General features: G+C 69.0%; 30 protein-coding genes. 16 read left to right on the top strand and 14 right to left on the bottom strand.

Translation table 11 applies throughout. The features are described from left to right. Positions 1 to 110: 110 nt before the first annotated feature. Positions 111 to 1,586 carry a sensor histidine kinase gene (locus tag ADL01_RS26400; RefSeq protein WP_199834930.1) on the top strand — a complete coding sequence of 492 codons (1,476 nt, stop codon included), beginning with the start codon at positions 111 to 113 and terminating at the stop codon, positions 1,584 to 1,586. A 195-nt stretch (positions 1,587 to 1,781) separates the two neighbouring features. On the opposite strand, the gene ADL01_RS26395 is transcribed toward ADL01_RS26400, so the two are convergent. Both ADL01_RS26395 and ADL01_RS26390 read right to left on the bottom strand, forming a co-directional pair. Further along, the gene (locus tag ADL01_RS26395) at positions 1,782 to 2,039 is read right to left on the bottom strand and encodes a WhiB family transcriptional regulator (protein WP_006380970.1); all 258 of its coding nucleotides are present in this window, start codon (positions 2,037 to 2,039) and stop codon (positions 1,782 to 1,784) included. A gap of 320 nt (positions 2,040 to 2,359) precedes the next feature. Further along, a complete protein-coding gene (locus ADL01_RS26390) occupies positions 2,360 to 3,328 on the bottom strand; it encodes a diacylglycerol/lipid kinase family protein (protein ID WP_053744518.1) in 969 nt (322 codons plus the stop codon). A gap of 150 nt (positions 3,329 to 3,478) precedes the next feature. Here ADL01_RS26390 and ADL01_RS26385 point away from each other — a divergent pair, with 150 nt between their 5' ends. Next, complete coding sequence (locus ADL01_RS26385; RefSeq protein ID WP_053744551.1) at positions 3,479 to 3,925, top strand: hypothetical protein; 447 nt, start codon at positions 3,479 to 3,481, stop codon at positions 3,923 to 3,925. A 17-nt stretch (positions 3,926 to 3,942) separates the two neighbouring features. On the opposite strand, the gene ADL01_RS26380 is transcribed toward ADL01_RS26385, so the two are convergent. From ADL01_RS26380 to ADL01_RS26370, 3 genes are all read right to left on the bottom strand, one after another. Continuing rightward, positions 3,943 to 5,070, bottom strand: a complete 1,128-nt coding sequence (locus ADL01_RS26380; protein WP_078960763.1) for an RNA polymerase sigma factor SigF — start codon at positions 5,068 to 5,070, stop codon at positions 3,943 to 3,945. Next, positions 5,067 to 5,480 (bottom strand): anti-sigma regulatory factor, encoded by a 414-nt coding sequence (locus ADL01_RS26375; RefSeq protein WP_053744517.1) that lies wholly within the window; start codon positions 5,478 to 5,480, stop codon positions 5,067 to 5,069. Before ADL01_RS26375 ends, ADL01_RS26380 begins: the two co-directional genes overlap by 4 nt. Before the next feature lie 332 nt (positions 5,481 to 5,812). Then, positions 5,813 to 6,073, bottom strand: a complete 261-nt coding sequence (locus tag ADL01_RS26370) for a UBP-type zinc finger domain-containing protein (protein ID WP_053744516.1) — start codon at positions 6,071 to 6,073, stop codon at positions 5,813 to 5,815. A gap of 94 nt (positions 6,074 to 6,167) precedes the next feature. Between ADL01_RS26370 and ADL01_RS26365 the strand changes: the two genes are divergently transcribed. Next, positions 6,168 to 7,763: a Na+/H+ antiporter gene (locus tag ADL01_RS26365; RefSeq protein WP_053744515.1), complete on the top strand. Its 1,596-nt coding sequence runs from the start codon at positions 6,168 to 6,170 to the stop codon at positions 7,761 to 7,763. Between the two features lie 25 nt (positions 7,764 to 7,788). Here the strand turns inward: ADL01_RS26365 and ADL01_RS26360 are convergent, their stop codons facing one another. From ADL01_RS26360 to ADL01_RS26350, 3 genes are all read right to left on the bottom strand, one after another. Then, on the bottom strand, positions 7,789 to 8,664 hold the full coding sequence (locus ADL01_RS26360) for a 1-aminocyclopropane-1-carboxylate deaminase/D-cysteine desulfhydrase (protein WP_078960762.1): 876 nt from the start codon (positions 8,662 to 8,664) through the stop codon (positions 7,789 to 7,791). Positions 8,665 to 9,008: 344 nt separating this feature from the next. Next, positions 9,009 to 9,599, bottom strand: coding sequence for an N-acetylmuramoyl-L-alanine amidase (locus ADL01_RS26355; protein ID WP_078960761.1), 591 nt, complete (start codon positions 9,597 to 9,599; stop codon positions 9,009 to 9,011). 145 nt (positions 9,600 to 9,744) lie between these two features. Then, the gene (locus ADL01_RS26350; protein WP_053744512.1) at positions 9,745 to 9,978 is read right to left on the bottom strand and encodes a hypothetical protein; all 234 of its coding nucleotides are present in this window, start codon (positions 9,976 to 9,978) and stop codon (positions 9,745 to 9,747) included. A 271-nt stretch (positions 9,979 to 10,249) separates the two neighbouring features. Between ADL01_RS26350 and ADL01_RS26345 the strand changes: the two genes are divergently transcribed. From ADL01_RS26345 to ADL01_RS26315, 7 genes are all read left to right on the top strand, one after another. Further along, positions 10,250 to 11,656, top strand: a complete 1,407-nt coding sequence (locus tag ADL01_RS26345) for a family 2B encapsulin nanocompartment shell protein (protein WP_053744511.1) — start codon at positions 10,250 to 10,252, stop codon at positions 11,654 to 11,656. Next, positions 11,653 to 12,897, top strand: coding sequence for a family 2 encapsulin nanocompartment cargo protein polyprenyl transferase (locus ADL01_RS26340; RefSeq protein ID WP_420719739.1), 1,245 nt, complete (start codon positions 11,653 to 11,655; stop codon positions 12,895 to 12,897). The genes ADL01_RS26345 and ADL01_RS26340 overlap by 4 nt, the downstream gene beginning before the upstream one ends. A gap of 181 nt (positions 12,898 to 13,078) precedes the next feature. Further along, positions 13,079 to 13,681 (top strand): GNAT family N-acetyltransferase, encoded by a 603-nt coding sequence (locus ADL01_RS26335; RefSeq protein ID WP_053744510.1) that lies wholly within the window; start codon positions 13,079 to 13,081, stop codon positions 13,679 to 13,681. An 80-nt stretch (positions 13,682 to 13,761) separates the two neighbouring features. After that, a complete protein-coding gene (locus tag ADL01_RS26330; RefSeq protein ID WP_053744548.1) occupies positions 13,762 to 14,343 on the top strand; it encodes a dihydrofolate reductase family protein in 582 nt (193 codons plus the stop codon). Positions 14,344 to 14,616: 273 nt separating this feature from the next. Further along, positions 14,617 to 15,030: a YciI family protein gene (locus ADL01_RS26325; RefSeq protein WP_053744509.1), complete on the top strand. Its 414-nt coding sequence runs from the start codon at positions 14,617 to 14,619 to the stop codon at positions 15,028 to 15,030. 24 nt (positions 15,031 to 15,054) lie between these two features. Further along, entirely contained in the window at positions 15,055 to 15,387 is a 333-nt protein-coding gene (locus ADL01_RS26320) for a DUF952 domain-containing protein (RefSeq protein ID WP_053744508.1), read from the top strand. Next, entirely contained in the window at positions 15,384 to 15,650 is a 267-nt protein-coding gene (locus ADL01_RS26315) for a hypothetical protein (protein ID WP_234354795.1), read from the top strand. Before ADL01_RS26320 ends, ADL01_RS26315 begins: the two co-directional genes overlap by 4 nt. Here ADL01_RS26315 and ADL01_RS26310 read toward each other — a convergent pair. Beyond that, complete coding sequence (locus ADL01_RS26310; protein WP_053744506.1) at positions 15,647 to 16,453, bottom strand: VOC family protein; 807 nt, start codon at positions 16,451 to 16,453, stop codon at positions 15,647 to 15,649. The genes ADL01_RS26315 and ADL01_RS26310 overlap by 4 nt on opposite strands. A gap of 107 nt (positions 16,454 to 16,560) precedes the next feature. Here ADL01_RS26310 and ADL01_RS26305 point away from each other — a divergent pair, with 107 nt between their 5' ends. The 3 genes from ADL01_RS26305 (at position 16,561) to ppk2 (ending at position 18,936) form a co-directional block, all read left to right on the top strand. After that, entirely contained in the window at positions 16,561 to 17,715 is a 1,155-nt protein-coding gene (locus ADL01_RS26305; RefSeq protein ID WP_053744505.1) for an inorganic phosphate transporter, read from the top strand. 16 nt (positions 17,716 to 17,731) lie between these two features. Beyond that, positions 17,732 to 17,965 (top strand): hypothetical protein, encoded by a 234-nt coding sequence (locus tag ADL01_RS26300; protein ID WP_053744504.1) that lies wholly within the window; start codon positions 17,732 to 17,734, stop codon positions 17,963 to 17,965. 86 nt (positions 17,966 to 18,051) lie between these two features. Continuing rightward, positions 18,052 to 18,936 (top strand): polyphosphate kinase 2, encoded by an 885-nt coding sequence (gene ppk2, locus ADL01_RS26295; protein ID WP_053744503.1) that lies wholly within the window; start codon positions 18,052 to 18,054, stop codon positions 18,934 to 18,936. A gap of 145 nt (positions 18,937 to 19,081) precedes the next feature. On the opposite strand, the gene sodN is transcribed toward ppk2, so the two are convergent. Further along, positions 19,082 to 19,477 carry a superoxide dismutase, Ni gene (gene sodN / locus ADL01_RS26290; protein ID WP_005480378.1) on the bottom strand — a complete coding sequence of 132 codons (396 nt, stop codon included), beginning with the start codon at positions 19,475 to 19,477 and terminating at the stop codon, positions 19,082 to 19,084. Positions 19,478 to 19,621: 144 nt separating this feature from the next. On the opposite strand from sodN, the gene sodX reads away from it, so the two are divergent. Further along, complete coding sequence (sodX, locus tag ADL01_RS42570) at positions 19,622 to 20,080, top strand: nickel-type superoxide dismutase maturation protease (protein WP_078960760.1); 459 nt, start codon at positions 19,622 to 19,624, stop codon at positions 20,078 to 20,080. On the opposite strand, the gene ADL01_RS26280 is transcribed toward sodX, so the two are convergent. Beyond that, positions 19,963 to 20,613, bottom strand: coding sequence for a CGNR zinc finger domain-containing protein (locus ADL01_RS26280; protein ID WP_053744501.1), 651 nt, complete (start codon positions 20,611 to 20,613; stop codon positions 19,963 to 19,965). The two genes, sodX and ADL01_RS26280, sit on opposite strands and share 118 nt — an antisense overlap. Positions 20,614 to 20,737: 124 nt before the next feature. On the opposite strand from ADL01_RS26280, the gene ADL01_RS26275 reads away from it, so the two are divergent. Further along, positions 20,738 to 21,508 carry a class I SAM-dependent methyltransferase gene (locus ADL01_RS26275; RefSeq protein WP_053744500.1) on the top strand — a complete coding sequence of 257 codons (771 nt, stop codon included), beginning with the start codon at positions 20,738 to 20,740 and terminating at the stop codon, positions 21,506 to 21,508. 125 nt (positions 21,509 to 21,633) lie between these two features. Here the strand turns inward: ADL01_RS26275 and ADL01_RS26270 are convergent, their stop codons facing one another. From ADL01_RS26270 to ADL01_RS26260, 3 genes are read right to left on the bottom strand one after another with little or no spacing between them, the layout of a single operon-like run. After that, positions 21,634 to 22,386, bottom strand: a complete 753-nt coding sequence (locus ADL01_RS26270) for an amino acid ABC transporter ATP-binding protein (protein ID WP_053744547.1) — start codon at positions 22,384 to 22,386, stop codon at positions 21,634 to 21,636. Between the two features lie 47 nt (positions 22,387 to 22,433). Next, positions 22,434 to 23,363: an amino acid ABC transporter permease gene (locus ADL01_RS26265; protein WP_053744499.1), complete on the bottom strand. Its 930-nt coding sequence runs from the start codon at positions 23,361 to 23,363 to the stop codon at positions 22,434 to 22,436. Positions 23,364 to 23,405: 42 nt separating this feature from the next. Then, the gene (locus tag ADL01_RS26260) at positions 23,406 to 24,359 is read right to left on the bottom strand and encodes an ABC transporter substrate-binding protein (protein WP_053744498.1); all 954 of its coding nucleotides are present in this window, start codon (positions 24,357 to 24,359) and stop codon (positions 23,406 to 23,408) included. A 669-nt stretch (positions 24,360 to 25,028) separates the two neighbouring features. Here ADL01_RS26260 and ADL01_RS26255 point away from each other — a divergent pair. Next, the gene (locus ADL01_RS26255) at positions 25,029 to 26,237 is read left to right on the top strand and encodes an NAD(P)-dependent malic enzyme (RefSeq protein ID WP_053744497.1); all 1,209 of its coding nucleotides are present in this window, start codon (positions 25,029 to 25,031) and stop codon (positions 26,235 to 26,237) included. The last annotated feature ends 131 nt before the right edge of the window (positions 26,238 to 26,368 follow it).

Below are 26,368 nucleotides of genomic sequence, written 5' to 3'. Positions count from 1 at the left end.
TGAGGGTCCCTCTCAGGCGCCGCGGCCCGCGGGTGTTTCCGGGCCTCTTCGAGCCCTTCCGCCAGCCGCGGTTTCCGGCCATGTCCGAACCGGCGGGTACGCTCGCACACGTGCCCTCCATGAACGAACTCGTACGCCAGCACACCGCGCTCAGTGACTCCGACCTGGAGTGGCTGCACCTGCTGGTGTCGGAGTGGCAACTGCTCTCCGACCTGTCCTTCGCCGACCTCGTCCTGTGGGTTCCCACCCGCGACGGCACGCGCTACGTCTCGGTCGCCCAGATGCGGCCGAACACGGGCCCGACCTCGTACCAGGACGACATGGTCGGCCACCTCGTCCCCCGTGGCCGCCGCCCCCTGCTGGACGCCGCCCTGGACGAGGGCCGGATCGTGCGCGAGGGCGACCCGCAATGGCGCGAAGAGGTCCCCGTGCGCGTCGAGTCGATCCCGGTGCGCAGGGAAGGGCGCGTCCTCGGGGTCATCGCCCGCAACACCAACCTCCTCACCGTCCGGACCCCGAGCCGCCTGGAGCTGACGTATCTCCAGAGCGCCTCCGACCTGGCCCAGATGATCGCCGCCGGATCGTTCCCCTCCTCGAACCAGGTGGTCGACATGGACGCCTCGCCGCGGGTCGGCGACGGACTGATCCGGCTCGACGCCGACGGCATCGTCCAGTACGCCTCGCCCAACGCGCTGTCCGCGTACCACCGTCTCGGCCTCGCCTCCGACCTCGTCGGCCATCACCTGGGCGTGACCACGGCCGAACTCGCCCCGTCCAGGGGGCCGGTGGACGAGGCGCTCTCCAAGGTCGCCAGCGGCTGGGCGCCACGCGAGTTCGAGATCGAGTCCCCCGAAGGGGTCATTCAGTTCCGCGCCATCCCCCTCAAGCCCAAGGGCACCCGCATCGGTTCACTCGTCCTGCTCCGAGACGTCACCGAACTGCGCCGCCGCGAGCGCGAGTTGATCACCAAGGACGCGACCATCCGGGAGATTCACCACCGCGTCAAGAACAACCTCCAGACGGTGGCCGCCCTGTTGCGCCTCCAGGCCCGGCGTATCGAGTCGGAGCGCGGGCGCGAGGCTTTGGAAGAAGCCGTACGGCGGGTGGGCTCCATCGCGATCGTGCACGAGACGCTCTCCCAGAACCTGGACGAACGCGTGGAGTTCGACGAGATCGCCGACCGTGTCCTCGCGATGGTCTCCGAGATCTCGCCGGGCGCGGTCACCGCCCGGCGCACCGGGCGCTTCGGCATTCTGGACGCGGAGGTCGCCACCCCGCTCTCCATGGTGCTGACCGAGATCCTGCAGAACGCCCTGGAACACGGCTTCGGACCGGGCGACACCGGCTCCGTCGAGGTCTCGGCGGTCCGCGGCGGCACGACCAAGGAGTCCCGCCTCCTCGTGACCGTCCAGGACGACGGCGTCGGTCTCCCCGAGGGCTTCGACCCGCACCGCTCGGGCAACCTCGGCCTGCAGATCGTACGGACGCTGGTGGAGGGGGAGTTGGGCGGCACGTTCGACATGGTGCCGGCGCCCGAGCGGGGTACGCAGGTGATCCTCGACATCCCGGTGCGCGCCAGCAAGTAGTCCGTGGTCCGTAGTCCGCGCACCGGACTCGGACCCGGCACAGCGATGAGCCCCGGACCATGGAACGGTCCGGGGCTCATATGCTTGTTCGCGCTGATGCTATGCGCATCGGGTACTGCGCGCTGCGGCTCGGGGGCGGGAGATGCGTACTCGCTGTACGCGCCGCCAAGCTCAGGCTGTTAGCGGGGTGGGTTGTCAGGCGGTTGCCTGGCGGGCCCGGTTGCGGGCGGCGCGACGCTTCATGGCACGGCGCTCGTCCTCGCTGAGACCACCCCAGACGCCGGAGTCCTGGCCGGACTCAAGCGCCCACTGCAGGCACTGCTCCATTACGGGGCAGCGGCGGCAGACGGCCTTGGCTTCCTCGATCTGCAGCAGCGCAGGACCGGTGTTGCCGATGGGGAAGAAGAGCTCGGGGTCTTCCTCGCGGCAAACGGCGTTGTGACGCCAGTCCATGGCTGCTACCTCTCCTTGGTATTACATGCACGTTGCTTGTGAATGTGAACGCTTTCACGAATCCCTCAACAAGTGAAGGGCCGATCATCAGATGGACTGATGTGGTCCTGTTGAAGTGAGGAGGGGTTCTGGCTCTCTGTGGTGGCCGGTGTTGCGGGCCGTCCCGAGCGCCACTTAGAGACTCGCAAACCTCAGCGGCGGATACAACCCCTACCGGAAAGTTTTTTTTGATTCCTCGGTGTCGGCTCAGTCACAGCCGTACTTCCATGGGGTGGACCCTGGCCTAAACGTTCGAGTGGAAGGACTTTAGCCCGTTCCGCTCACACAATCACACGCAGTGCACGGCGTACGCCTGTGAACGTCACGCTCGTTCGCAGTCCCAGGTGGTCGCCGTCCATCTGGAGGGGCAGGGGAACCTTCGAATGCAAGGTGAAGTCCGTCAGGTCATGCAGGGAGGTGGCATGCCTGCCCTGGGGTCCCCGCTCGGGGGACGAAGTGAGCAACTGCACCCCATACCGGGCAACCGCACCCGTCGACATACGACTGAGACCGAGTACGTCGAGCCCGGTATCGAACGAAGCCTTAGGCGACGCGTACACCGGACGATTGCCCAGATACGTCCAAGGGGACGTGTTGCAGACTATGGACAGCACCAGATCCGTCACCGGGTCCGCGTCGGGCCGCTCGAGGGTGATCATGCCGTGCCGGGGATTCGCCTCACCCAGAAATTGGCGCAGAACCTGACGCAGGTAAAGGGAATGTGTGGATTTCCGTCCCCGTTCCCGCTGTTGTTCCACCCGGCCGATCACACCGGCGTCGAATCCCAGGCCGGCACAGAACGTGAACCAGCGCTCCGGCACGGACTCGTCCTCGGTGCCCGGGGTGCCCTTCGCGACACCGAGGCCCACCGTGCGCTCGCGCTCCTCGCGCAGGGCGTCCAGGAGGACACCGGTGGCCTCCACGGCGTCGTTGGGCAGACCGAGGGCGCGCGCGAAGACGTTCGTGGAGCCGCCGGGGACCACGGCGAGGCGGGGCAGTTGGTCCGGGTCGGGTCCGTTGTGCAGGAGGCCGTTCACGACCTCGTTGACCGTCCCGTCGCCGCCGAGGGCGACCACCAGGTCGATGTCCTCGCTGTCCGCCGCCTGCCGGCCGAGGTCCCGCGCGTGGCCCCGGTACTCGGTGGTGACCGCCTCGAGTTTCATCTCGCTCGCGAGAGCGTGGGTCAGCACATCGCGCGTACGTGCGCTTGTGGTGGTAGCCGCCGGATTGACCACGAGAAGTGCACGCATGCGAAGCAGGGTACCTACTGGGTGGTACCCCGCCCTAAGGCAGGTGAGGGATCAGTAAGGAATGAGGGGCGCGAACCAGCGCGCACCGGGTCGCGGGTGAAGGACCGCACGCCCCCCGAAGCGCTCCGCACCCAGGGCTACCCTTCAGGGGTGAGCGCTGAGCAGACACCCGCCCCCGAAACCCTCGACTCGACGGGGCCGCGTCCCCTGCGGCTGACCGCGGCGGCCGTACTCGCCGCCCTGGAGGGACTCGCCCTGGTGGTCGGCGGGGCCTTCATCCTCGTACGAGGGATGACAGGCGATCCGGACGACCGGCAGCAGGCCGTCACCGGCGGCGTCACGCTGATCGTGCTCGCGCTGCTGCCGCTGCTCGCCGCGCGCGGGCTGCTGGGGCGGCGCGGCTGGAGCCGGGGGCCCGCCGTCATCACCCAGATCATGGCGCTGCCCGTCGCCTTCAACCTGCTCCAGGCCGACAGCATGGCCATTCCCGGCGGAATCGCGCTGGGTGTCGTGGCGGTCACCGCACTGGTGCTGCTGGTGAACCAGGAGACGACCCGGGCCCTCGGGATCCGGGGGCCCGGCCGCGCACAGGAGTAAGCCCGTAAGGGTTGCTCCTACTCCTCGACCAGCAGCTTCTCCCGCAGCTGGGCCAGGGTCCGGGCCAGTAGACGGGAGACGTGCATCTGGGAGATGCCGACCTCCTGCGCGATCTGCGACTGGGTCATGTTGCCGAAGAAACGCAGCAGCAGGATCCGCTTCTCCCGGGGCGGGAGATCCTCGAGGAGCGGCTTGAGCGACTCGCGGTACTCGACGCCCTCCAGCGCCTCGTCCTCCGAGCCCAGCGTGTCCGCGACCGCCGGGGACTCGTCGTCCGTGTCGGGCACGTCCAGGGACAGCGTGGAGTAGGCGTTGGCCGACTCCAGGCCCTCCAGGACCTCCTCCTCCGAGATGCCCAGTTTCTCGGCCAGCTCGTGGACCGTGGGGGAGCGGCCGTGGAGCTGCGAGAGCTCCGCCGTCGCCGTGGTGAGCGAGAGGCGCAGCTCCTGGAGCCTGCGCGGGACCCGGACCGCCCAGCCCTTGTCCCGGAAGTGCCGCTTGATCTCACCGACGACCGTCGGGGTCGCGTACGTCGAGAACTCGACGCCGCGGTCCGGGTCGAAGCGGTCGACCGACTTGATCAGACCGATGGTCGCGACCTGGGTCAGGTCGTCCAACGGCTCACCGCGATTGCGGAAGCGGCGCGCGAGGTGCTCGACCAGCGGGAGGTGCATACGGACCAGCCGGTTGCGCAGCTCCGCGTACTCGACGCTGCCGTCCGGCAGTGCGCGCAGCTCGTAGAAGAGCGCGCGCGCCCCACTGCGGTCCGTCGGAGAGTGGTGTGTGGCCTGCACCGTCCGTTGTGCGCCCTGCGCGTCGTCTCGTTCGTGCTCGCTCATCGTCCCGCCCGTCGACCCTCCCCCGGTCCGCGCGTCGGCGCGCACAGGGGAGACCTCACTTGGCCCTTCCAGGGGCGCACTCTGCACGGCACCATCCCGATCCAGCTGCCCGTCGTCCATGAAGCCGGCCTCCGAGGAGTCGTCCTCCGGGTGCGGCCGGGCCTGCTCGGGGATGCCGGAGATACCGGCGACGCCGGAGCCGGCGTCCGCCATGTCCCGTGGCCCGTCCGGGCCACCGCTGCCCGCCGCGGGCAGCTCCCGTGTGCCGCGTTCTTCGTCCCGCACCGGCCCGTCCCCGTTCCTCACGCCGGCCCGGGTCCCGCGCCGCGCTTCTTGTAGAGACTGATCGACACGGTCTTGTCCTCGGCGACGGTCGAGTCGACCTGGCCCGCGAGGGCCGACAGGACGGTCCAGGCGAAGGTGTCGCGCGCGGGGGCGTGACCGTCCGTGGTCGGGGCGGAGACCGTGACCTCCAGGGAGTCGTCGATCAGCCGGAACACACAGCTGAGTACGGAGCCGGGCACGGCCTGCTGAAGCAGGATCGCGCAGGCCTCGTCCACTGCGATGCGCAGGTCCTCGATCTCGTCGAGGGTGAAGTCCAAACGGGCCGCGAGTCCGGCCGTGGCCGTACGCAGCACCGACAGGTAGGCACCCGCGGCCGGCAGCCGGACTTCTACGAAGTCCTGGGTCGCGGGCTCGCCTGCGAACTGGGACACCCTCACCTCCAAGGTGGTACAAGCTCTTTCGGGGGCCGAGGGTCGCCCCCCGGGTAACGCGTACGTGGTTCAGCGGTGACGCTACCGCGCCCTGGACTTTCCTGTCCCCGGGACCCCAGCCCCTTGCTGTCACTCATAGTAAACCTATGTATACGCACAGTGGCTAGGGGTCTGCGGGCCCAATTGGGAAGAGCGCGCGCCGGGTTGACGTACCCAGACGTCAGACGGTCGAACCGTCCGGATCCAGAGTCACACGAGTACGCCCTCGGTCACCAATGCCCCTGCTCACGCGGGTGCGGAGCCGCGGACGCACCGATGTACGGTTTCCGCGTTCAGACGAGAACGTGATCGACGAAGCACCAGCGCCAGCTCTCGCCGGGTTCAAAGGTCCGCATCACCGGGTGCCCCGTTTCCTTGTGGTGCTGTGTCGCGTGGCGCATCGGCGAGGTGTCGCAGCAGCCGACATGGCCACAGTCCAGACACAGGCGCAACTGCACCGGGTGGGTACCGGCCGCCAGGCACTCCGGACAGGTCTCGTTCTTGGGCTCTGGTTCCGGGAGCGGCAGCGCGTCGGCATGCGTGCACTGTTTCATGATTGCCAGGTTACGACGGCTGTGCGGAAAGCCGCGCGGAAAGCCGGAGAGCGCGAAGAACCAGGGTGGGGGAGACGAGAGTGGGCCGAAACCGATGCATGTGATGCCACTGCTCCTGCTGGTCGCGGGCAGCGCCGCCATTGCCGCAGCGGCCCGCCGCACCCCCGTCCCGCCCCCGCTGCTGCTGGTCGCGGCCGGCCTCGTCTTCTCGTACGTCCCCGGGGTGCCCGACTACGCCCTCGACCCGCATGTCGTCCTGCCGCTGATGCTGCCCCCACTGCTGTACACGGCCGCCGTCGACAGCTCGTACCTCGATCTGCGCGCGCAACTGCGACCCGTGGCACTGCTGTCGGTGGGCTACGTGCTCTTCGCGACGCTCGTCGTCGGCTGGGCCGCCTATCTGATCGTGCCCGGGCTGCCGCTGCCCGCCGCGCTGGTGCTCGGCGCGGTCGTGGCACCGCCGGACGCCGTCGCGGCCACGGCGGTCGCCCGCCGGGTCGGGCTGCCGTCGCGGGTCACCACCGTCCTCCAGGGCGAGTCCCTGGTGAACGACGCCACCGCGATCACCGCGTACCGCGTCGCCCTCGCGGCGGCCGTGGGAGCGGGCGCGACCTGGGCGGGCGGGATAGGTGAGTTCCTGCGCGCGGCGGTCGGCGGCATCGGGATCGGGCTGATCCTGATGGTGCCGATCCACTGGCTGCGCACTCACCTGCGGGAAGCGCTGCTGCAGAACACGCTGTCCCTGCTCATCCCGTTCGCGGCGTACGCCGTCGCCGAAGCGGTGCATGCCTCCGGGGTCCTCGCGGTGGTGGTCGTGGCGCTTTATCTGGGACATCGCGCGTGGGAGGTCGACTTCGCGACCCGTCTCCAGGAGGAGGCGGTCTGGAAAATGGTCGCCTTCGTTCTCGAATCGGCGGTCTTCGCCCTGATCGGGCTGCAACTGCCGGTCGTCCTGAAGGGCCTCGGGGCGTACGAGGGTGTCGACGCCGCCTGGTACGCCTTCGCCGTCTTCCTCGTGGTCGTCCTCGCCCGGTTCGCCTGGGTGTACCCGGGGACGTTCGTGCCCCGGCTGCTGTCGGCGCGGATCAGGGAACGGGAGCCGAACCCGACCTGGAAGGGCGCGTTCGTCATCTCCTGGGCCGGGATGCGGGGGGTCGTCTCGCTGGCCATCGCCTTCTCGATCCCGCTCACGGTGGAGGGCGGCGAGCCGTTCCCGGAACGGAACCTGATCCTCTTCCTGACCTTCACGACGGTCATCGGCACGCTGGTCGTCCAGGGCCTGACCGTGCCCCCGCTGATCCGGCTGCTGAAGCTGCCCGGGCGGGACGCGCAGGCCGAGACGCTTGCGGAGGCGAACGCCCAGGCGCAGGCGTCCAGGGCGGCCCAGCAGCGCCTCCAGGGCCTGCTGGACGACGAAAGCAACGCACTGCCGCCCCCGCTGGCCGATCGGCTGCGCTCGGTGCTGGAACGCCGCCAGAACGCCGTCTGGGAACGTCTGGGCTCGGTCAACCCCGTCAGCGGCGAGACGGTGGACGACACGTACCGGCGGCTGTCCAGGGAGATGATCAGCACGGAACGGGAGGTCTTCGTGCGGCTGCGCGACGGGCGCCACATCGACGACGAGATGCTGCGGACGCTGCTGCGACGGCTGGACCTCGAGGAGGCGGCGGCGTTCCGGGAGACGGAATAGGCGGCTGGCAGCTGTCCTCGGCCGGCTACGGGAACGGCCGGCCCGTGACCACCGCCGCGATCGTGGTCCCGTTCGCGAACGCTCCCGCCTCCGCCAGGGCGACAAGTCCGTACAGCATCTTGGCGACATAGAGACGTTCCACGGGTACGTCGTGACGGGCCTCGAAGTCGTCGGCGAAGGCGTGCAGTTCGGGGGGCGTACGGGCGTAGCCGCCGAAGTGGAAACGGTGGTCGAGGGTCCAGGAGCCGCGGGGCCCGCCGAAGGCGAGGTCCTGGAGGGCCCGTATCTCCGCGTCCAGGAAGCTCCCCTTGAGGACCGGGACGCCGAGGGCGCGCTGCTCGGGGGCGAGACCTGCGGCGAGTCCCGCGAGGGTGCCACCGGTGCCGCAGGCGACCGCGACGACGTCGGCGTGGCCGCGCAGTTCCTCGCCGAGGGCCTGGCAGCCGCGTACGGCGAGTACGTTGCTGCCGCCCTCCGGGACGACGTACGCGTCCTCGGCGTCGCCGCCCGCCGCCCGGCGGATGGCGGCGAGGGTCTCGGGGTCGGCCTTGTGCCGGTACGTCGACCTGTCGACGAAGTGCAGGCGCATGCCGTTCGCCGCGCAGTGGGCGAGGGAGGGGTTGAGGGGGCGGTCCGCGAGTTCCTGACCGCGGACCACACCCACCGTGGGCACGCCCAGGAGGCGGCCGGCGGTGGCTGTGGCGCGCAGGTGGTTGGAGTAGGCGCCCCCGAAGGTGAGGATCGGACGCCCGCCGGAGGCTTCAAGGTTGGGGACCAGCTTGCGCCACTTGTTGCCGATCAGATCAGGGTGCACCAGATCGTCCCGCTTCAGAAGCAGACGGAGGCCGTGGCGGGCGAGGCGGGGTTCGGAGAGTTCCTGAAGGGGGCTGGGGAGGGACACGGTTCCATTCTGCAACCGGGGCTGCCCGGACCGTCCGCAACGCCCAGCCCTCCCAGGTAAGGCTCCTCCAGCCAGGTCGTGTCTCCCACCCCGCTCACCCGTTTGCCGTTTCTATCCAGCCCAGGCCCGGTATCCCAGCCCGTCCGGCGTTTGAGGACGAGGCTCCTCCAGCCCAGGTCGTGTTTCCCGCCCACCCGCCCGTTTGCTGCTTTTATCAGGCCCAGGCCCAGGCCTCTCAGCCCGTCCGGCGTTTGAGGACGAGGCCCGTTCAGGGCCGACAGCGGGGTCTGGGGCGGCAGCCCCAGGGATGGGACGGGTAAGGGCGGCGGGGGCGAGAATCCCCGTTACTTCAGGCGATCCCGCACCCTCCCTCTGAGCCACCGCATACTGAACCCCCGCGGATCGACCTTGCCGGGCTGCCATTCGAGGTGCCCGATGACCGACCGTTCCGTCCAGCCATGGTGACGGCACAGCGCCGCGGCGACCTTCTCGATCGCGTCGAGCTGCACCTGAGGCCACGGATCCTCACCGTCCCCGAGGTTTTCGCACTCGAAGCCGTAGAAGTGCCGGTTGCCGTCAGTATTCGCCTCGTTGTCCAGCGGAAGCGCCTTCTGCGCGATCACCGCGCGCAGAACGTCGTCGTCCCCAAGACCCGCGTGGTTGGCCCTGCCGTAGCCGACCAGGTGGACGTGGCCGTCCTTGGTGATGACGCCGTGACACAGGGGGCCGGGCAACGCGGCGTACCCCTCGCGGCAGAGTCCCACCGTGCGTTCGCTGCCCCTGGTCACCGTGTGATGGATCATCACGCCGTGGACAGGGCCCCAGGGACCCTTGTGATTGCGGTTGTGGTGGGCCCAGTCGCCGACCTCAACGACGGTGACGCCTTCCTCCCTGAGCCGCTCGAGGAAGCTGCCCGCGGACATGGGTGGGGCCATGACCGTCTCCTTCGCGCTGCGCGACGGTCACCGGTCGTGACCGCCTCGTACCGCAGCTTGTACCGGAATCCGACGGTCAGGAGCGAACCGTTCGTACGGCGTGCGAGCCGATCCGGTCAGCGACGCCGATAGGCGTCTTGGGCCGTCACTGACGCAGGAACGCGTCCCCGTTCACCGCGATGTGGCTCTCCAGGGCCTGCAGGGCCCGCTGCGTCGCGTCGGGCGAACCGCTGCCGCGCCGCTCCGCGTAGTACGCCGCGCCCAATTTCTTGAGCAGGTCGCTGCCGGCCCGCTGCGCCTGTACCTCGTCGAGCTTCTGCTTGCCCTGCGTCAGGCCGCGCTGTGCCTGTTCCTTGGCGCGGTCCAGAAAGCCTGCCATCGGTGTCTCCCGTTCGTCGTCCGTCAGTGGCTCAAACGCCCGCCCCGATCTTGGAGTTCCCCATACGGGTCATTTCCGGTTCGGCCGGTCGAACGAGGTGGCGAAGAACCCCTATGTGCCCACTCTGGGGATGATCCATTCCCGCTCATTCGTGTAATAGCACTGGCACGTTCGGTGAGGAAGGCTGGTGCGTGCAGGCGTCCGACGCGGACGGACCCATGGGGACCGACGCGTCGGCGCGTTACGTGTTTTATCGGGAGGGCAGTTCTTTATGTCGGTAGGCGAAGAGATCCGCACGGAGCAGGACAAGCCTCAGCAGAGTCTTGGCACATCGGCCGCGCGGAACCTGGCCACCACCACCAAATCCGTACCCCAGATGCAGGAGATCAGCTCGCGCTGGCTGCTGCGGATGCTTCCGTGGGTGAACGTGCAGGGTGGCGCATACCGTGTGAACCGGCGGCTCACCTACTCCGTGGGAGACGGCCGTCTGACGTTCGTGAAGACCGGTGACCGTGTGGAAGTGGTCCCCGCTGAACTGTCCGAGTTGCCGGCACTGCGGACCTACGAGGACGAGGAGGTGTTCGCCGAGCTCGCCCGGCGCTGCCAGCAGCGGGAGTTCGCGCCCGGCTCGGAGATCGCCTCCTTCGGCAGCACGAACGACGAGGTGTTCCTGCTGGCCCACGGCAAGGTCGAGAAGATCGGCACGGGCCCGTACGGGGACGACGCCGAACTCGGCATGCTGGCCGACGGCGCCTACTTCGGCGATCAGGCGCTGATCGACCCCGACGCCCTGTGGGAGTACACGGCTCGAGCGGTCACCACGTGTGTCGTGCTGACACTCTCCCGTTCGCACTTCGAGCAGGTCGCCGAGCGGTCCGACTCGCTGCGCGCGCACCTCCAGGCACTGAGCGCGATCCCGGAACAGCACGCCAACCGGTACGGCGAGAAGGAGATCGACCTCGCGGCCGGTCACAGCGGCGAGCCGGACATCCCGCGCACGTTCGTCGACTACGAGGCCAGGCCCCGTGAGTACGAACTGAGCATCGCCCAGACCGTGCTGCGTATCCACTCCCGGGTGGCCGACCTCTACAACCAGCCGATGAACCAGACCGAGCAGCAGCTCCGGCTCACGGTCGAGGCACTGAAGGAGCGCCAGGAGCACGAACTCATCAACAACCGGGAGTTCGGGCTGCTCAGCAACTGCGAGTACGACCAGCGGATCCAGCCGCACGACGGCGTACCCAGCCCCGACGACCTGGACGAACTGCTCAGCAGGCGGCGGGGAACCAAGTTCCTGCTCGCCCATCCGCGCGCGATCTCCGCGATCGGCCGCGAGCTGAACAAGCGCGGGCTCGTGCCCGAGACGATCGACATGAGCGGCAACCGCATCCCCACCTGGCGCGGTGTCCCGATCTTCCCGTGCAACAAGATCCCGGTCAGCGAGGCCCGTACGACCTCGATCATCGCCATGCGTACCGGCGAGGCCGAGCAGGGGGTCATCGGGCTCCAGCAGGCCGGCATCCCGGACGAGATCGAGCCCAGCCTCTCCGTGCGGTTCATGGGCATCAACGAACAGGCGGTCATCAACTACCTGGTGACGGCCTACTACTCGGCGGCCGTCCTGGTGCCGGACGCCCTCGGCGTGCTGGAGAACGTCGAGATCGGTCGCTGGCGATGACCAGGGCCCACGGCCCGGCCGAGACCATCGAGACTCTGGATCCGGAGAGGCGGAACCCCGTCGGCGGTCCGGCGGAAAGCCCTTCGGAAGGACTGCCGGAGTCCGTGGCAGGGGAACGGCCGACCGTGGGCACAAGGCGCGCAGGCCAGGTCCCCTCCCCCGTATCTGCACGGGGGAAGGGGCGGGGGGCGGAGCGGACGGTGTCCGGCGGGTCGGACGGCCAGGACGCCGCTCTCATCCTCGAGCAGGCCAGGACCATGGTCGATCCCGCATTGCGGGCGGCGATCGAGTCGCTGCCCGGGGCCATGCGACGCGTCGCGCTCTACCACTTCGGGTGGGAGGACGCGGACGGCAGCCCGGCGGCGGGCAACGCGGGCAAGGCGATCCGCCCCGCACTCGTGCTGACCGCGGCCGCGGCTCTCGGCGGCCGACGGGAGACAGCAGTACGGGCGGCCGCGGCGGTGGAGCTGATCCACAACTTCACCCTGCTGCACGACGACGTCATGGACCGGGACACCACCCGCAGACACCGGCCCACCGCGTGGACCGTGTTCGGCGACGCCGACGCGATCCTCGCCGGGGACGCCATGCAGGCCCTGGCGCTGCGGCTGCTCGCCGAGGACCCGCACCCGGCGGCCGCCACGGCCGCCGCCAGGCTCGCGTCCTGTGTCATCGAGCTGTGCGAGGGGCAGCACGCGGACACGGCCATGGAGAAACGGGACCCCGGTGAGGTCACCCTCGATGAGTGTCTCCTCATGGCCGAGGCCAAGACGGGCGCGCTGCTCGGCTGCGCCTGTGCCCTCGGCGCGCTGTACGCGGGCGGGTCGGCAGCGGACGTCGAGGCGATGGACGCGTTCGGCCGGGAGGCCGGGCTCGCCTTTCAGCTCATCGACGACGTGATCGGGATATGGGGGGACCCGACCCGCACCGGCAAGCCGGCCGGGGCGGATCTGGTCGCCCGCAAGAAGTCCCTGCCGGTGGTCGCCGCACTGGCCTCCGGCACGCCGGCGGCCGCCGAACTGGCCGAGTTGTACGGAGTTCCGTACGACGAGAGGCAGGAAGGGGCGCTGGAGCGGACGGTGCTCGCCGTCGAGCGGGCGGGCGGCCGGGACTGGGCGCAGCTCCAGGCGGCCGACCGGATGGCCCGCGCGATACACGAACTGTCCCGCGCGGTCCCCGATCCGGAGGCGGCGGGCGGTCTGCTGTCCCTGGCCGAGTTCGTGACCCGCCGCACCACCTGATGCCCCGGTGCCACCCGTGGTGAGGCGTACGGCCCTGACTCCGTACGTCTCGTCTCGTCGCGGCGTTCCGGGTGGCGGGTCCCGCACATCCCCACGGTGTGCGGGCCCCCGTCGCACTTCGCGCACCCGTTAGGCTCAACCGCCGCACGATCAAGGGCGGTTGAGACAAAGGGGGCGGGGCGTGGATGTGGCGATACGTACGGCGGGAGAGAGCGACCGGGAGCTGCTCGTCCAGTTGCTGGACGAGGCTTTCCAAGAGGATCCGGTGAGCGCCTGGGTCTTCCCCGACCCGGCGCACCGCCGTGCGACGCATCCCAGGATGATGGCCGCCATCCTCGACATCGTGCTGTCCGAAGGCCGCGTCGACCTCACCGAGGACGGCTCGGCGTGTGCCCTGTGGCTGTCCGTCCCCGCCGACGCCCACCCCGACGAAGAGGAACAGGGTGACGACGCCGTCCAGTTGCGCGAGGCCGTCGAACCCGGCAACGAGCGCGTCGAGCTGATCGGGCGACTCACGTCCGGTATCCACCCCTCCGGGAGCGCCCACGAGTATCTGTGGCTGATCGCCGTAGCACCGGACAGCCAGGGGAGAGGCCTGGGCACCGCCCTCGTCCAGCAGGTCCTGGACCGCTGTGACCGTGAGGGAGTGGCCGCCTATCTGGAGGCGAGCAACGTCGGCAGCCGCAAGCTGTACGAGCGGCTCGGTTTCGACCTCCTCGACCGCCCCCTCGACCTCCCGGACGGCCCCCCGATGTGGCCCATGTGGCGCGAGCCCTCGGCCTGACCCCCGGCCCGGAGCCTCCGTCCCGCACGCCTGCGACCCCGTACACCCGCGAACCTGTGAACCTGCGAAAAGAGTCCAGCTTGCGAAAGCTCACCTACTTCGTCGCCTGCTCGATCGACGGCTTCATCGGGGACGAGGGCGGCGACGCCTCCTTCATGTATCCCTTCGTCGACGAGCAGTTCCTGGAGTTCCTGAGGACCGAGTACCCCGAGACCATCTCGACCGGGGGCCGCCGGGCCCTCGGCATCGACGACCTCCCCAACCGCCGATTCGACACGGTCGTCCAGGGCCGGGCCAGCTACGAGGTGGCCCTGAAGGAGGGCGTCACCAGCCCGTACGTACACCTGCGCGAGTACGTCGCCTCGCGGACCCTGGAGTCGCCCGACCCGCACGTCGAGATCATCGCCGACCACCTGGTCGCCAGGGTCCGCGAGCTCAAGGCGGAAGAGGGTGAGCGGGACATCTATCTGTGCGGTGGTTCGCGGCTCGCGGGTGAGCTGATCGACGAGATCGACGAGCTCGTCATCAAGACGTACCCGATCGTCCTCGGCACCGGCATGCCGATGTTCGGGTCCGGCTTCGACGTGTCGGAGTTCGTTCTCGACGAGTTGCGCCCGTTCAAGAACGGGGTGCTCGTGCGTACGTACAGCAGAAAGCGCTGAGCCGGCAGAAAGCCTGAGCCGGCGGGGAGCGGCCCGGTCGCTCCCGCCCTACGCTGAAGGCATGGGCAGGGAAGAGTACGACTGTCCCGTCTGCGGACAGCATGTCGCCTCGGTGGTGCGACGGCACAAGACGCTGGGCGCATGGGTACCGACGTGGGTCGCCGGGCCGTGCCGGAACGCCGCGTGCGAGGCGTACGTCGATCCGGGAGCCGAGGCAGAGGACGGCTCTGCGCGAACCGCCCGATCGGCGCGGTCCGAGCCGAAGGAGCGGTCATGAAGTACCTGGTGATGGTGCGGGGGACGCAGGAGGACTACGACGCGCAGAGCGGCAAGGGCGCCCCGGACGGGCCGACCTGGACCGATGAGGATCTGCAGATCATGTACGCGTACATGGGTGCGATCAATGCGGAACTCGCCGAGACCGGCGAGTTCCTCGACGCGAACGGTCTGGCCGAACCAGCACAAATCCGGCACGTCTCCGCAGGCAGGGACGGCGGCGTGGTGATCGCCGACGGTCCGTACGGCGAGACCGAGGAGCTGATGGCCGGCTACTGGCTTCTGGAGTGCGCGAGCCTGGAGCGGGTCACCGAGATCGCCGCCCGCGTCACTCGCTGCCCGGTACCGGACGGCGTACCGCCGCGCCCCGTGGAGATCCGGCCTGTCCTGGACGGTGCCGGGGACCTGTGAGCGCCCGGCCCGTAGGTTGGGTTCATGTCAGAACTGCCGCACATACTCCACCTCACCGAACGCGCCCTCTGGGACGAGGCCCGCGCGCGAGGCACGTACGAGATGTCGACGCGTGGCCGCACCCTCCAGCAGGAGGGCTTCATCCACTGCTCGACCCGCGCCCAACTCCCCACGGTGGCAGCCTTCCTGTACGGCTCCTATGACGGCCCCGACGACCTGGTGGTGCTGGTCGTTGACCCCGCGCGGCTCGACGCACCTCTGAGGTACGAGGCCCCGGAGCCGGGCGGCGAGGAGTTCCCGCACGTGTACGGGCCGATCCCGGTGGCCGCGGTGGTGGACGTCGAGGCGTGGGCGTGAGCCGCGGGGCGTGGCGGCGGGCCGTGCTCGTGTGGGTGATCGCCGTGGCCGTCGGGGGCGGGCTCACGCTGTGGCTGCGGGACTCGGCGGAGCCGCCGGAGCCGTCCGGCCGGCACAGGACGGACGACGGCGACCCGGCACCGCTGCTGAGGGGGGACGTGGAGGACATGGAGGACAAGTGCCCGCCGACGCTGCGGGCTTCTGAGGCGCCCGAGGAGACGCCCAGGACGATCGTGGTGTGTGCGTACGCGACCCTGCGCTAGGCGGGATCGTCCGTCGTCGTCGGCTTCGGCAGCCCGCCCGTCTCGGGGTCGCGGCCCGTGAGGCAGTACGTGCCGCCCGCCGGGTCGCGCATGACCGTCCAGTGGGGGAAGGGGGCGACGGCCGTGGCGCCCAGCCGTTCGTGGCGGGCGCGGGTCTCGCCGAGGTCGGCGCAGGCCAGGTCCAGGTGGGCGGAGGCGGCGGGCCGCTCGGTGCCCAGGCAGTGCAGGAGGATGCGGATCGGGAGGCCGGCCGGGGGCCGCAGGACGTGGAACTCCGGGAGTGAGCCGGCGAGGGAGTCCCAGGCGGTGAGGCGCTCCCAGAAGGCGACTTCCGTGGCGTACGCGGCGGACGGGATGTCGATGGCCACCTGGTCGAGGCGGCTGCCGTCCACCACGGCGGGCCGTACCGCCTCCCCGTGCCAGGGCACGGCACAGAACAACTGACCGGCGGGGGACCGCAGTACGGCCCACCCCGTATGCGCACCGACGACCGCCGCCCCGAGCGCCGTCGCCGACGCGACGAAGCCGTCGACGTCCTCGACGGCGAAGTCGAGATGGGCGCCGCCCTCCCCGGAGTCCACCCCCTGGACCTTGACGCAGGCGTCGCCCTCGCCCGGCAGCAGGGTCACGAACTCGCCCTGCTCACCCCGGGTTTCGGACAGGCGGGTGGCCGTGACGGCGGTCCAGAAGGCCTGGGCGGGGTGGAGGAGTCCGGCGGGCCGGTCGATGAAGGCGTAGGTCCAGCGGATGCCGATACCTGGGCCGGTGCCGGTGCCGGTGCCGATGCCAGTGCCAGTGCTCATCCGGCGATCGTAGAGGGGCGGTTGGTCACTGCACCTGCGTTTTTTCCAGAGACAGGCTTTGCCCGGAGTTCGTCGCGAATACGCCTGCGCTTGCTTCCATCGCGTCCATGGATCACATCACGTTCCTGGTGGCGGTCGTCATCGTGACGGCCCTGGCCTTCGACTTCACCAACGGATTCCACGACACGGCCAATGCGATGGCCACGTCCATCGCCACCGGCGCCCTGAAACCGAGAACAGCGGTTTTGATCGGTGGCGCCCTGAACGTCGTCGGCGCGTTCCTGTCCACCGAGGTCGCGAAGACGATCTCCGGTGGCATCGTCGACGACACCCTCGTCACCCCGGGGATGATCTTCGCGGGGCTGGTCGGGGCGATCCTGTGGAACCTGATGACCTGGCTGGTGGGGCTGCCGTCGAGTTCCTCGCACGCCTTGTTCGGCGGGCTGATCGGCGCGGTGTGGGTGGGCGCGGGCGCCGACGGTGTGCACTTCACCAAGGTCGTCGAGAAGGTGCTGATCCCGGCGCTCGCCTCGCCGCTGGTGGCCGGCATCGCGGCCCTGATCGCCACGTACCTCGCCTACAGGCTCACGGCCCGCGCCCGCAAGGACTCGGTGACCAAGGGATTCCGGGCCGGTCAGATCGCCTCCGCCTCCCTCGTCTCCCTCGCGCACGGCACGAACGACGCGCAGAAGACCATGGGCGTCATCACCCTGACCCTGATCTCCGTGGGCGCGGTCGGCCATGACGCCGGCCCGCCGGTGTGGGTGATCGCCTCGGCGGGTCTCGCGATCGGCCTCGGCACCTATCTGGGCGGCTGGCGGATCATCCGGACCATGGGCAAGGGCCTGACCGAGATCCAGTCGCCGCAGGGCTTCGCCGCCGAGACGGCGTCCACGGCCGTCATCCTCACCTCCGCCCACCTCGGCTTCGCCCTGTCCACCACGCAGGTGGCCTCGGGCAGCATCCTGGGCGCGGGTCTGGGCAGGCGGCTGGCGGAGGTGCGCTGGGGTGTCGCGGGCCGCATGGTGATGGCGTGGCTGATCACCCTGCCCGCCGCCGCGCTGGTCGGCGGGGTCTCCGCGGGCGCGGTCCGGTACGGCGGTGACTTCGGCACCGTGGTCGTCGCGCTGGTCGCCGTCGCTGTCGCGGCGGGCATCGTCCTGGCCGCGCGCCGCAACCCGGTGGACGCGCACAACGTCAACGACACCCACGAGGTCAGCATCAAGTCGACGGCGCCGGCAAGCGTCGGTACGGCCGCGTGAGCGAGGGAGAACCGAAATGAAGCTGGACTGGAACGCACTGGGCCAGGTCACCGCGGTGAGCCTCGGGGTCACCGTCGCCGTGGTCGTCGTCTTCGCCCTCGGTGTCCTCGGACTCGCCCGGGTCGAAGGTGCGCGTGAGAATGGTGAGGGTACCCAGGCTCTTGGGTTCACGCAGGCCGGGCTGTGCTTCCTGGCGTGCGCGGCGGTGGTCGCGTACGGCATCTACCTGATCGTGCCGCAGTTCCACTGAACGCTTGAAACCACGGATCCAGATGTAGATATATACATCTGCATATAGATCCGGATATAGATGTTGATGCCAAGGAGGCCGACGGTATGACACCACTGATGTCCGGACTGAAGGTCGACTACAGCGACTACGACGAGCCCGTCCTCATCCAGCCCGACGGCAGTCCGGTCGAGACCTGGCGGGAGAACTACCCGTACTCCGAGCGCATGGAGCGCAAGGAGTACGAACTGCACAAGCGGCTCCAGCAGATCGAACTGCTGAAGCTGCAGAGCTGGATCAAGAAGTCCGGCCGTCGGCTGGTCGTCGTCTTCGAGGGCCGGGACGCGGCCGGAAAAGGCGGCACGATCAAGCGCTTCACGGAGCACCTCAACCCGCGCGGCGCCCGCGTGGTGGCCCTGGAGAAGCCCACCGAACGCGAACGCGGCCAGTGGTACTTCCAGCGGTACGTGGAACACCTTCCGACCGCCGGCGAGATAGTCCTCTTCGACCGCTCCTGGTACAACAGGGCCGGCGTGGAACGGGTCATGGGCTTCTGTACGGACGACGAGTACCGCCGCTTCACCCGCCAGGCCCCGCTGTTCGAACGCATGCTCGTCGATGACGGCGTCGACCTGATCAAGTTCTGGTTCTCGGTCTCCCAGAGCGAACAGCGCACCCGTTTCACGATCCGCCAGGTCGACCCCGTAAGACAGTGGAAGCTGAGCCCCATGGACCTCGCCTCCCTGGACCGCTGGGACGACTACACGGCGGCCAAGGTCGCCATGTTCCGCGCGACGGACACCGAACAGGCTCCCTGGACGGTGGTGAAGAGCAACGACAAGAAGCGCGCGCGGGTGGAGGCGATGCGCAGCGTCCTGGCCCGCTTCGACTACACCGGCAAGGACGAGGAGGTCGTCGGCAGCCCGGACCCGAGCATCGTCGGTGCGGCGGCGAACCTGCGGGAGGCGGGGGAGGACGACGACGACGTCTGAACACCCCGCCGCCACCGACCGGACCGACGCCGCGTGACGACCTTGCCGGGCATCGTCGCCGAACAGCTGAGCGGTGGGCGGGGACATGCGGGCAGCGAGAAGGGCCGGTCGGATGTCGACCGGCCCTTCTCACGGAGGCCTCGCATCAGGCCTTCTTCGTCTCCCAGAAGATCTTGTCGATCTGGGCGATGTAGTCCAGCGCCTTCTGGCCCGTCGCCGGGTCGGTGGACGCCTTGGCGGCCGAGAGGGCCTTCAGGGCGTCGTTGACCAGCTGGTGCAGCTCCGGGTACTTCTCGAAGTGCGGCGGCTTGAAGTAGTCGCTCCACAGGACCGACACGTGGTGCTTGGCGAGCTCTGCGCGCTGCTCCTTGATGACGGTGGCGCGCGCCTGGAAGTGCGGGTCGTCGTTGGCTGCCATCTTGTCCTGCACGGCCTTCACCGACTCCGCCTCGATGCGGGCCTGGGCCGGGTCGTACACACCGCAGGGCAGGTCGCAGTGTGCGCTGACCTTGACCTTGGGGGCAAACAGGCGGGAAAGCATGGAGCGTTCCTTCCTCGTGATCGTCTTCTCAGGTTGGACATTACTCCCTGAGAGAGGGGTTTTCGCGAGTGCCCCCATGGGCTTAGGACAAAAGTAGGGGGCCAGACTGGGACTGGTGGAGGATGGAACCGGGGAGGTGCCGGGATGCCGGAGCTGTCACAGGAGAGCGAACACGGGAGCGAACACGAGAGCGGGCGCGCAGGGGTCGCGAAGCTCTTCGGATGGGTCGCCGTGACCGGGCCGTCGATGGTGCCCACGCTGTATCACGGCGATTTCCTCGTCGTGCGGTACGGGAACCGGGTCAGGGTCGGGGACATCGTGGTCCTGCGCCACCCGTTCCAGCAGGACCTGCTGGTCGTCAAGCGGGCCGCGGAGCGCCGTGAGGGTGGCTGGTGGGTGCTCGGGGACAACGCCTTCGCCGGCGGCGACAGCACCGACTACGGGACCGTGCCGCACGATCTGATCCTGGGCAGGGTCAGGTTCCGTTACCGGCCGCTCAAGCCCGGTGTGCGTTCGCCGCTGGCGCTGCTGCGCTGGGCGCTGTCGGCCGCCAGGCTCGTCGGGTCGGACCGGTCGGCCTCCAGCCGTTTGCGGGCGCGGTAGGCGGCCACGTTGGCCCGGGTCGCGCAGCGGTCGGAGCAGTAGCGGCGGGAACGGTTGGTCGAGGTGTCGAGGTAGGCGTTGCGGCAGGGCGGCGCCTCGCACAGGCCCAGGCGGTCCACGCCGTACTCCGTGAGGTGGAAGGCCAGGCCCATCGCGGCGATGGCGGCGTAGCCGGCGGTCGCGTTCGACGGGTGGTCGGCCAGGTGCATGTGCCACAGCGGGCGGCCGTCGTCGTTGCGGAAGTCGTGCCCGGAGATCTGCGGGCTCACCGGGAACTCCAGCAGGAGTGAGTTCAGCAGGTCCACCGAGAGCGTCTCGTCGCCGGTGTCCGCCGCCTCGAAGACCGCGCGCAGCCTGGCCCGTACGGAGCGGAACCGGGTCACGTCGGCGTCGGTGGCGCGGCGGGCGGCCTGCTGGTTGACGCCGAAGAGATCGCGGACGGCGTCGATCGAGGTCAGCGAGTCCTTTCCGCGTGCCGGTTCCTCGGTGTTGACGAGGCGCACGGCGTAGTCCGAGTAATAGGCCAGTTCCACTTGTAGTCCTTACGAGGGCGCTCTATGGTCGTGGATGCGGGGAAGTAACGGCTGACATTGCTTCCAGGGTATTACGCATGCGTTCAAAGGCCGGCGAGTGAGCGGCCGACGGGAAGGGTTTTCGATGACCACCACTACCGGTACAAACGCCGGAACCGACTGGAATGCCTGGCAGACGAGCTGGGACCGGCAGCAGGAGTGGTACATGCCGGACCGTGAGGAACGGTTCCGGGTCATGCTCGACATGGTCGAGGCCCTGGTCGGCCCCGCCCCACGCGTGCTCGACCTCGCGTGCGGCACGGGAAGCATCACGGCCCGGCTGTTCGACCGGTTTCCGCAGGCGACCAGCACCGGCGTCGACCTCGACCCGGCACTCCTCGCCATCGCCGAGGGCACCTTCGCGGGCGACGACCGCGTCACCTTCGTCACGGCCGACCTCAAGGACCCGCGGTGGACGAGCGGGCTGCCGTACGACTCGTACGACGCCGTTCTGACCGCCACCGCCCTGCACTGGCTGCACAGCGAACCCCTCGCGGACCTCTACGGCCAGATCGCGGAGGTCGTCCGCGACGGCGGTCTGTTCATGAACGCGGACCACATGATCGACGACAGCACGCCCCGGATCAACGCGGCGGAGCGCGCGCTGCGCCACACCCGTATGGATCAGGCCAAACACGACGGTGCCGTCGACTGGGCCGAATGGTGGCAACTGGCCGCCCAGGACCCGGTTCTCGCCGGGCCGACCGCCCGCCGCTTCGAGATCTACGGTGAGCACGCCGACGGCGACATGCCCTCCGCCGCGTGGCACGCGCGCGTGCTGCGCGAGAAGGGGTTCGCGGAGGCGCGTCCGGTGTGGTGCTCACCCTCGGACACGTTGCTGCTCGCGCTCAAGTAGCCAGGCAGCACGGCCAGGCAGCATGGCCCGGCGACACGGAAGGGGCGGTACGAGGATCTCGTACCGCCCCTTGCGCATGTCGGCTGTCGTCAGAGGACCCAGAGGACCCAGAGGACCCAGAGGACCTAGAGGACCTTGGACAGGAACGACTGCGTGCGCTCGTGCTGCGGGTTCGTCAGGACGTCGCGCGGGTTGCCGGACTCGACGACCACACCGCCGTCCATGAAGACCAGGCTGTCGCCCACCTCGCGGGCGAAGCCCATCTCGTGGGTGACGACGATCATCGTCATTCCGGACTCGGCCAGGTCGCGCATGACGTCGAGGACGTCACCGACCAGCTCCGGGTCCAGGGCCGAGGTCGGCTCGTCGAACAGCATCAGCTTCGGGTCCATCGCCAGGGCCCTGGCGATGGCGACGCGCTGCTGCTGGCCGCCGGAGAGCTGCGAGGGGTAGTTGGCCGCCTTGTCGGCCAGGCCCACGCGCTCCAGGAGCTGCCCGGCGCGTTCGCGGGCCTGTGCCTTGCTGGCGCCCTTGACCTGGACCGGCGCCTCCATGACGTTCTCGAGCGCCGTCATGTGCGGGAACAGGTTGAAGCGTTGGAACACCATGCCGATGTCCCGGCGCTTCAGCGCGACCTCGCTGTCCTTCAGCTCGTACAGCTTGTCGCCCTTCTGGCGGTAGCCGACCAGCTCCCCGTCGACGTACAGGCGCCCGGCGTTGACCTTCTCCAGGTGGTTGATGCACCTGAGGAACGTCGACTTGCCGGAGCCGGAGGGGCCGATGAGGCAGAACACCTCGCCCGACTTCACCTCGAGGTCTATGCCCTTGAGGACTTCGACGAGGCCGAAGGACTTGTGTACGCCTTCGGACTTGACCATGGCGTTGGCGCTGGTGCCGTCGGTCTTCTCCACTGAGGTCATGGGGGTCACCGCCGGTAGCCGGAGAGGGACAACATATTGGCCTTGATCTTCTGGAACGGCGTGGGCGGCAGCGTACGGCTGGAACCGCGCGCGTAGTACCGCTCGATGTAGTACTGGCCGACGCTGAGGATCGAGGTGAGGATCAGGTACCAGGCCGCGGCGAGGAAGTACATCTCCACCGGGGCACCGGACACCTGGCCGATGTCCTGGGCGTAGCGGAAGAGTTCCGGATACTGGACCACCGAGACCAGTGAGGTCGTCTTCAGCATGTTGACGACCTCGTTGCCCGTCGGCGGCACGATCACGCGCATCGCCTGCGGGATCACGATCCGGCGCAGGGTCCTGCCGTGGCTCATGCCCAGGGCCTGCGAGGCCTCGGTCTGGCCCTCGTCGACCGACAGGAGGCCGGCGCGGCAGATCTCCGCCATGTAGGCGGCCTCGTTCAGGCCCAGGCCCAGGAGCGCCGTCAGCAGCGGCGTCATGAAGCTGGACCAGTAGTCCTTGTAGATCGGACCGAGGTTGATGTACGTGAAGACCAGGCCCAGGTTGAACCAGACCACGAGCTGGACCAGGACCGGGGTGCCGCGGAAGAACCAGATGTAGAACCAGGCGATGGTCGAGGTCACCGGGTTCCTCGACAGCCGCATGACGGCGAGCAGGATGCCGCCGACGATGCCGATGACCATCGAGAGAACCGTCAGCAGGAGGGTCTTCCAGACGCCCGTGATGATGCGGTCGTCGAAGAAGTAGTCCGGTACGGCGCTCCAGTTGATGTTGCCCTGGGCGAACGCGTAGACGATCGCGACGAAGAGCGCGATCGCGACGACGGCCGAGACGTACCGCCCGTAGTGCCGGACCGGGATGGCCTTGATGGCCTCCGGTCCGGCCGGGGGAGTGTCCGCCGGTCCTGTCGTCTTGTTGGTGTCAACAGTCACGGGTGTTGCCTTTCAGTGCCCGTAGCTTCCGTGAGCCCCGGGTCACTTGCCGCCGTTGACGGTGGCCGACGTCACGGCGCCGTCCTCGACGCCCCACTTGGCGATGACCTTGCCGTACTCGCCGTTCTTGATGATCGCATCGAGCGCGGCCTGCAGGGCGTCCCGCAGCTGCGTGTTCGTCTTGGCGACCGCGATGCCGTACGGCGCCGCCTCGACCTGCTCGCCGACGACCTGGAAGTCCTTGCCGCCGCCCGAGGTCTTCACCGCGTAGGCCGTGACCGGGAAGTCGGAGGAGCCGGCGTTGGCGCCGCCCGCTCGCACCCGGGTCTGGGCCTGCTGGTCGTTGTCGTACGACTCGATGGCGATCTTCTTGCCGCCGGTGCACTTCTTCGTCTCGGCCTTGGCGAGGTCCTCGGAGACCGTGCCGCGCTGTACCGCGATCTTCTTGCCGCACAGGTCGGACCAGGTCTTGATGCCCTGATCGTCGCCCTTCTTGGTGTAGATCGACACACCGGCGGTGAAGTAGTCGACGAAGTCGACGCCCTCGCCGACCTTCTTGCCGTTCTCGGTGCCCTCCTGGCGGTCCTTGGTGTCGGTCATCGCGGACATGGCGATGTCGTACCGCTTGGAGCGCAGGCCCGTGATCAGGGTGTCGAAGGTGCCGTTCTCGAACTCGAACTTCACGCCGAGCTGCTTGCCCATCGCGTCGGCCAGGTCGGGGTCGAGGCCGACCGTCTTGCCGGAGCCGTCCTTGAACTCGACCGGCGCGTACGCGATGTCGGAGCCGACCTTGACGACGCCCTTGTCCCGGATCTCCTTGGGCAGCTTGGCGGCGAGCGGGGCCGAGTTCGTCGAGGCGCTGGCCGAGCCGCCGCCATTGTCCTTGGTCTGGTCACCGCAGCCGGTGAGCAGCAGGGCGCCCGCGACCGCGATCGCACCGACCGCGGCTAGCCGGTTGTGCGCGGCGGTCGTACGAAGGGTGGAGCTTGCGGTCATGGTGGGTTCCTCCGGCGGGTGGATGGTGTGCCATTGGGGGCCGGCGCCAGCCCGGAGGCGGACTACCGGTGGGTCGGCGGGTGCACGCGTCTTTGAGTGTCGCGACCTTGTGTGATTACGGCATCTTGCCATTCGGACTTGGTCGTTCAGGTGACCGGCCATGTCAAAATCGGATAACGGGCCACCCCCGTCGTGTGTCAGGTCGGTGCATCAGAGCCGGACCTTCCCGGATCTTCTACGGGAATCATTCCTTCCGGCCGGAAGATCTCCGGTGCATCTCGCCAGGTGAGCGGCTCTTGCATCCGGACGTACACCCATATGGACGGCCGCGTGAGGACTCCGTCCGCCTCGGCTCTCTTTCGCGCTCCGGCACCTTCGTTTCATGGGATCGATCTGTTTGATTTGATCGATCATGCCCGGGAATGTGGTCATGTGTGGTGATGAGTCCTGTCGCCCACGTGTGACCTTCGCGTGATGGGGTCGTCGCTGATGTCCTCCGTCCGGTAAGAAGGTTCTTCACACCCCTCATCCGGGGCCCAGGGCGCGTGTGCGGCGCGCCCGTCGCGCTTGTGCCCGTGCGCATCACTCACCGGGGCCCTGCGCGGTGCCCGCCCACCCCTCACCAGGAGTGGTCACCCTCAAACCTTGAAGACTTAAGGGGTAAACCAAGTGGCAGCGGAGATCGTCAATCCTCGCAGCGACATCGGAAACGACAGCGGCGCCGGTGACTTCGACCCGGCGTTCGCCCTGCACCGCGGCGGCAAGATGGCCGTCCAGGCCACCGTGCCGATCCGCGACAAGGACGACCTGTCCCTCGCGTACACACCAGGTGTGGCCCGGGTGTGCACCGCCATCGCCGAGCAGCCCGACCTCGTCAACGACTACACCTGGAAGTCGTCGGTCGTCGCGGTCGTGACGGACGGTACGGCCGTCCTCGGACTCGGGGACATCGGCCCCGAGGCCTCCCTTCCCGTGATGGAGGGCAAGGCGATCCTCTTCAAGCAGTTCGGCGGCGTGGACGCGGTCCCGATCGCGCTGGCCTGCACGGGCGTGGACGAGATCGTCGAGACGGTCGTCCGGCTGGCGCCGTCCTTCGGGGGGATCAACCTGGAGGACATCTCGGCACCGCGGTGCTTCGAGATCGAGCGGCGGCTCCAGGAGCAGCTGGACATCCCCGTCTTCCACGACGACCAGCACGGCACGGCGGTCGTGACGCTGGCGGCCCTGCGCAACGCGGCGCGGCTGACCGGGCGGGAGCTCGGCGACTTGCGGGGTGTCATCTCCGGTGCGGGCGCGGCGGGCGTCGCCATCGCGAAGTTCCTCCTCGAGGCGGGGCTCGGCGATGTCGCGGTCGCCGACCGCAAGGGCGTCGTCTCGGCCGACCGCGACGACCTCACGCCGGTCAAGCGGGAGCTGGCCGAGCTGACCAACAAGGCCGGCGTGACCGGGTCGCTGGAGAGCGCCCTCGCGGGCGCCGACGTCTTCATCGGCGTCTCCGGCGGTACGGTCGCGGAGGAGGCGGTGGCTTCCATGGCCAAGGACGCGTTCGTGTTCGCGATGGCCAACCCGGACCCCGAGGTGCACCCCGAGGTGGCGCACAAGTACGCGGCGGTCGTCGCGACCGGGCGCTCGGACTTCCCGAACCAGATCAACAATGTGCTGGCGTTCCCGGGGATCTTCGCGGGGGCGCTGCAGGTGCGGGCGTCTCGGATCACCGAGGGGATGAAGATCGCGGCGGCGGAGGCGTTGGCTGCTGTCGTGGGTGAGGAGTTGGCGGCGGATTATGTGATTCCGTCGCCGTTCGATCCGCGGGTTGCTCCGGCGGTGACTGCGGCGGTGGCTGCGGCGGCTCGGGCGGAGGGGGTTGCTCGGCGCTGAAGGGTGTTTTTTGGGGGTTGTTTCGCCCCCGCCGCCCTTACCCGTCCCGTCCCGTCCCTGGGGGCTGCGCCCCCAGGCCCCCCTTTCGGCCCTGAAGGGGCCTCGTCCTCAAACGCCGGACGGGCTGAGAT

Origin of the sequence: Streptomyces sp. NRRL WC-3618 (genome assembly GCF_001280005.1) — a bacterium.
In the GTDB taxonomy this organism is placed as follows: domain Bacteria; phylum Actinomycetota; class Actinomycetes; order Streptomycetales; family Streptomycetaceae; genus Streptomyces.
The sequence above is the reverse complement of the archived record's forward strand: the minus strand, read 5'-3'. Positions and strand labels throughout refer to the sequence as shown.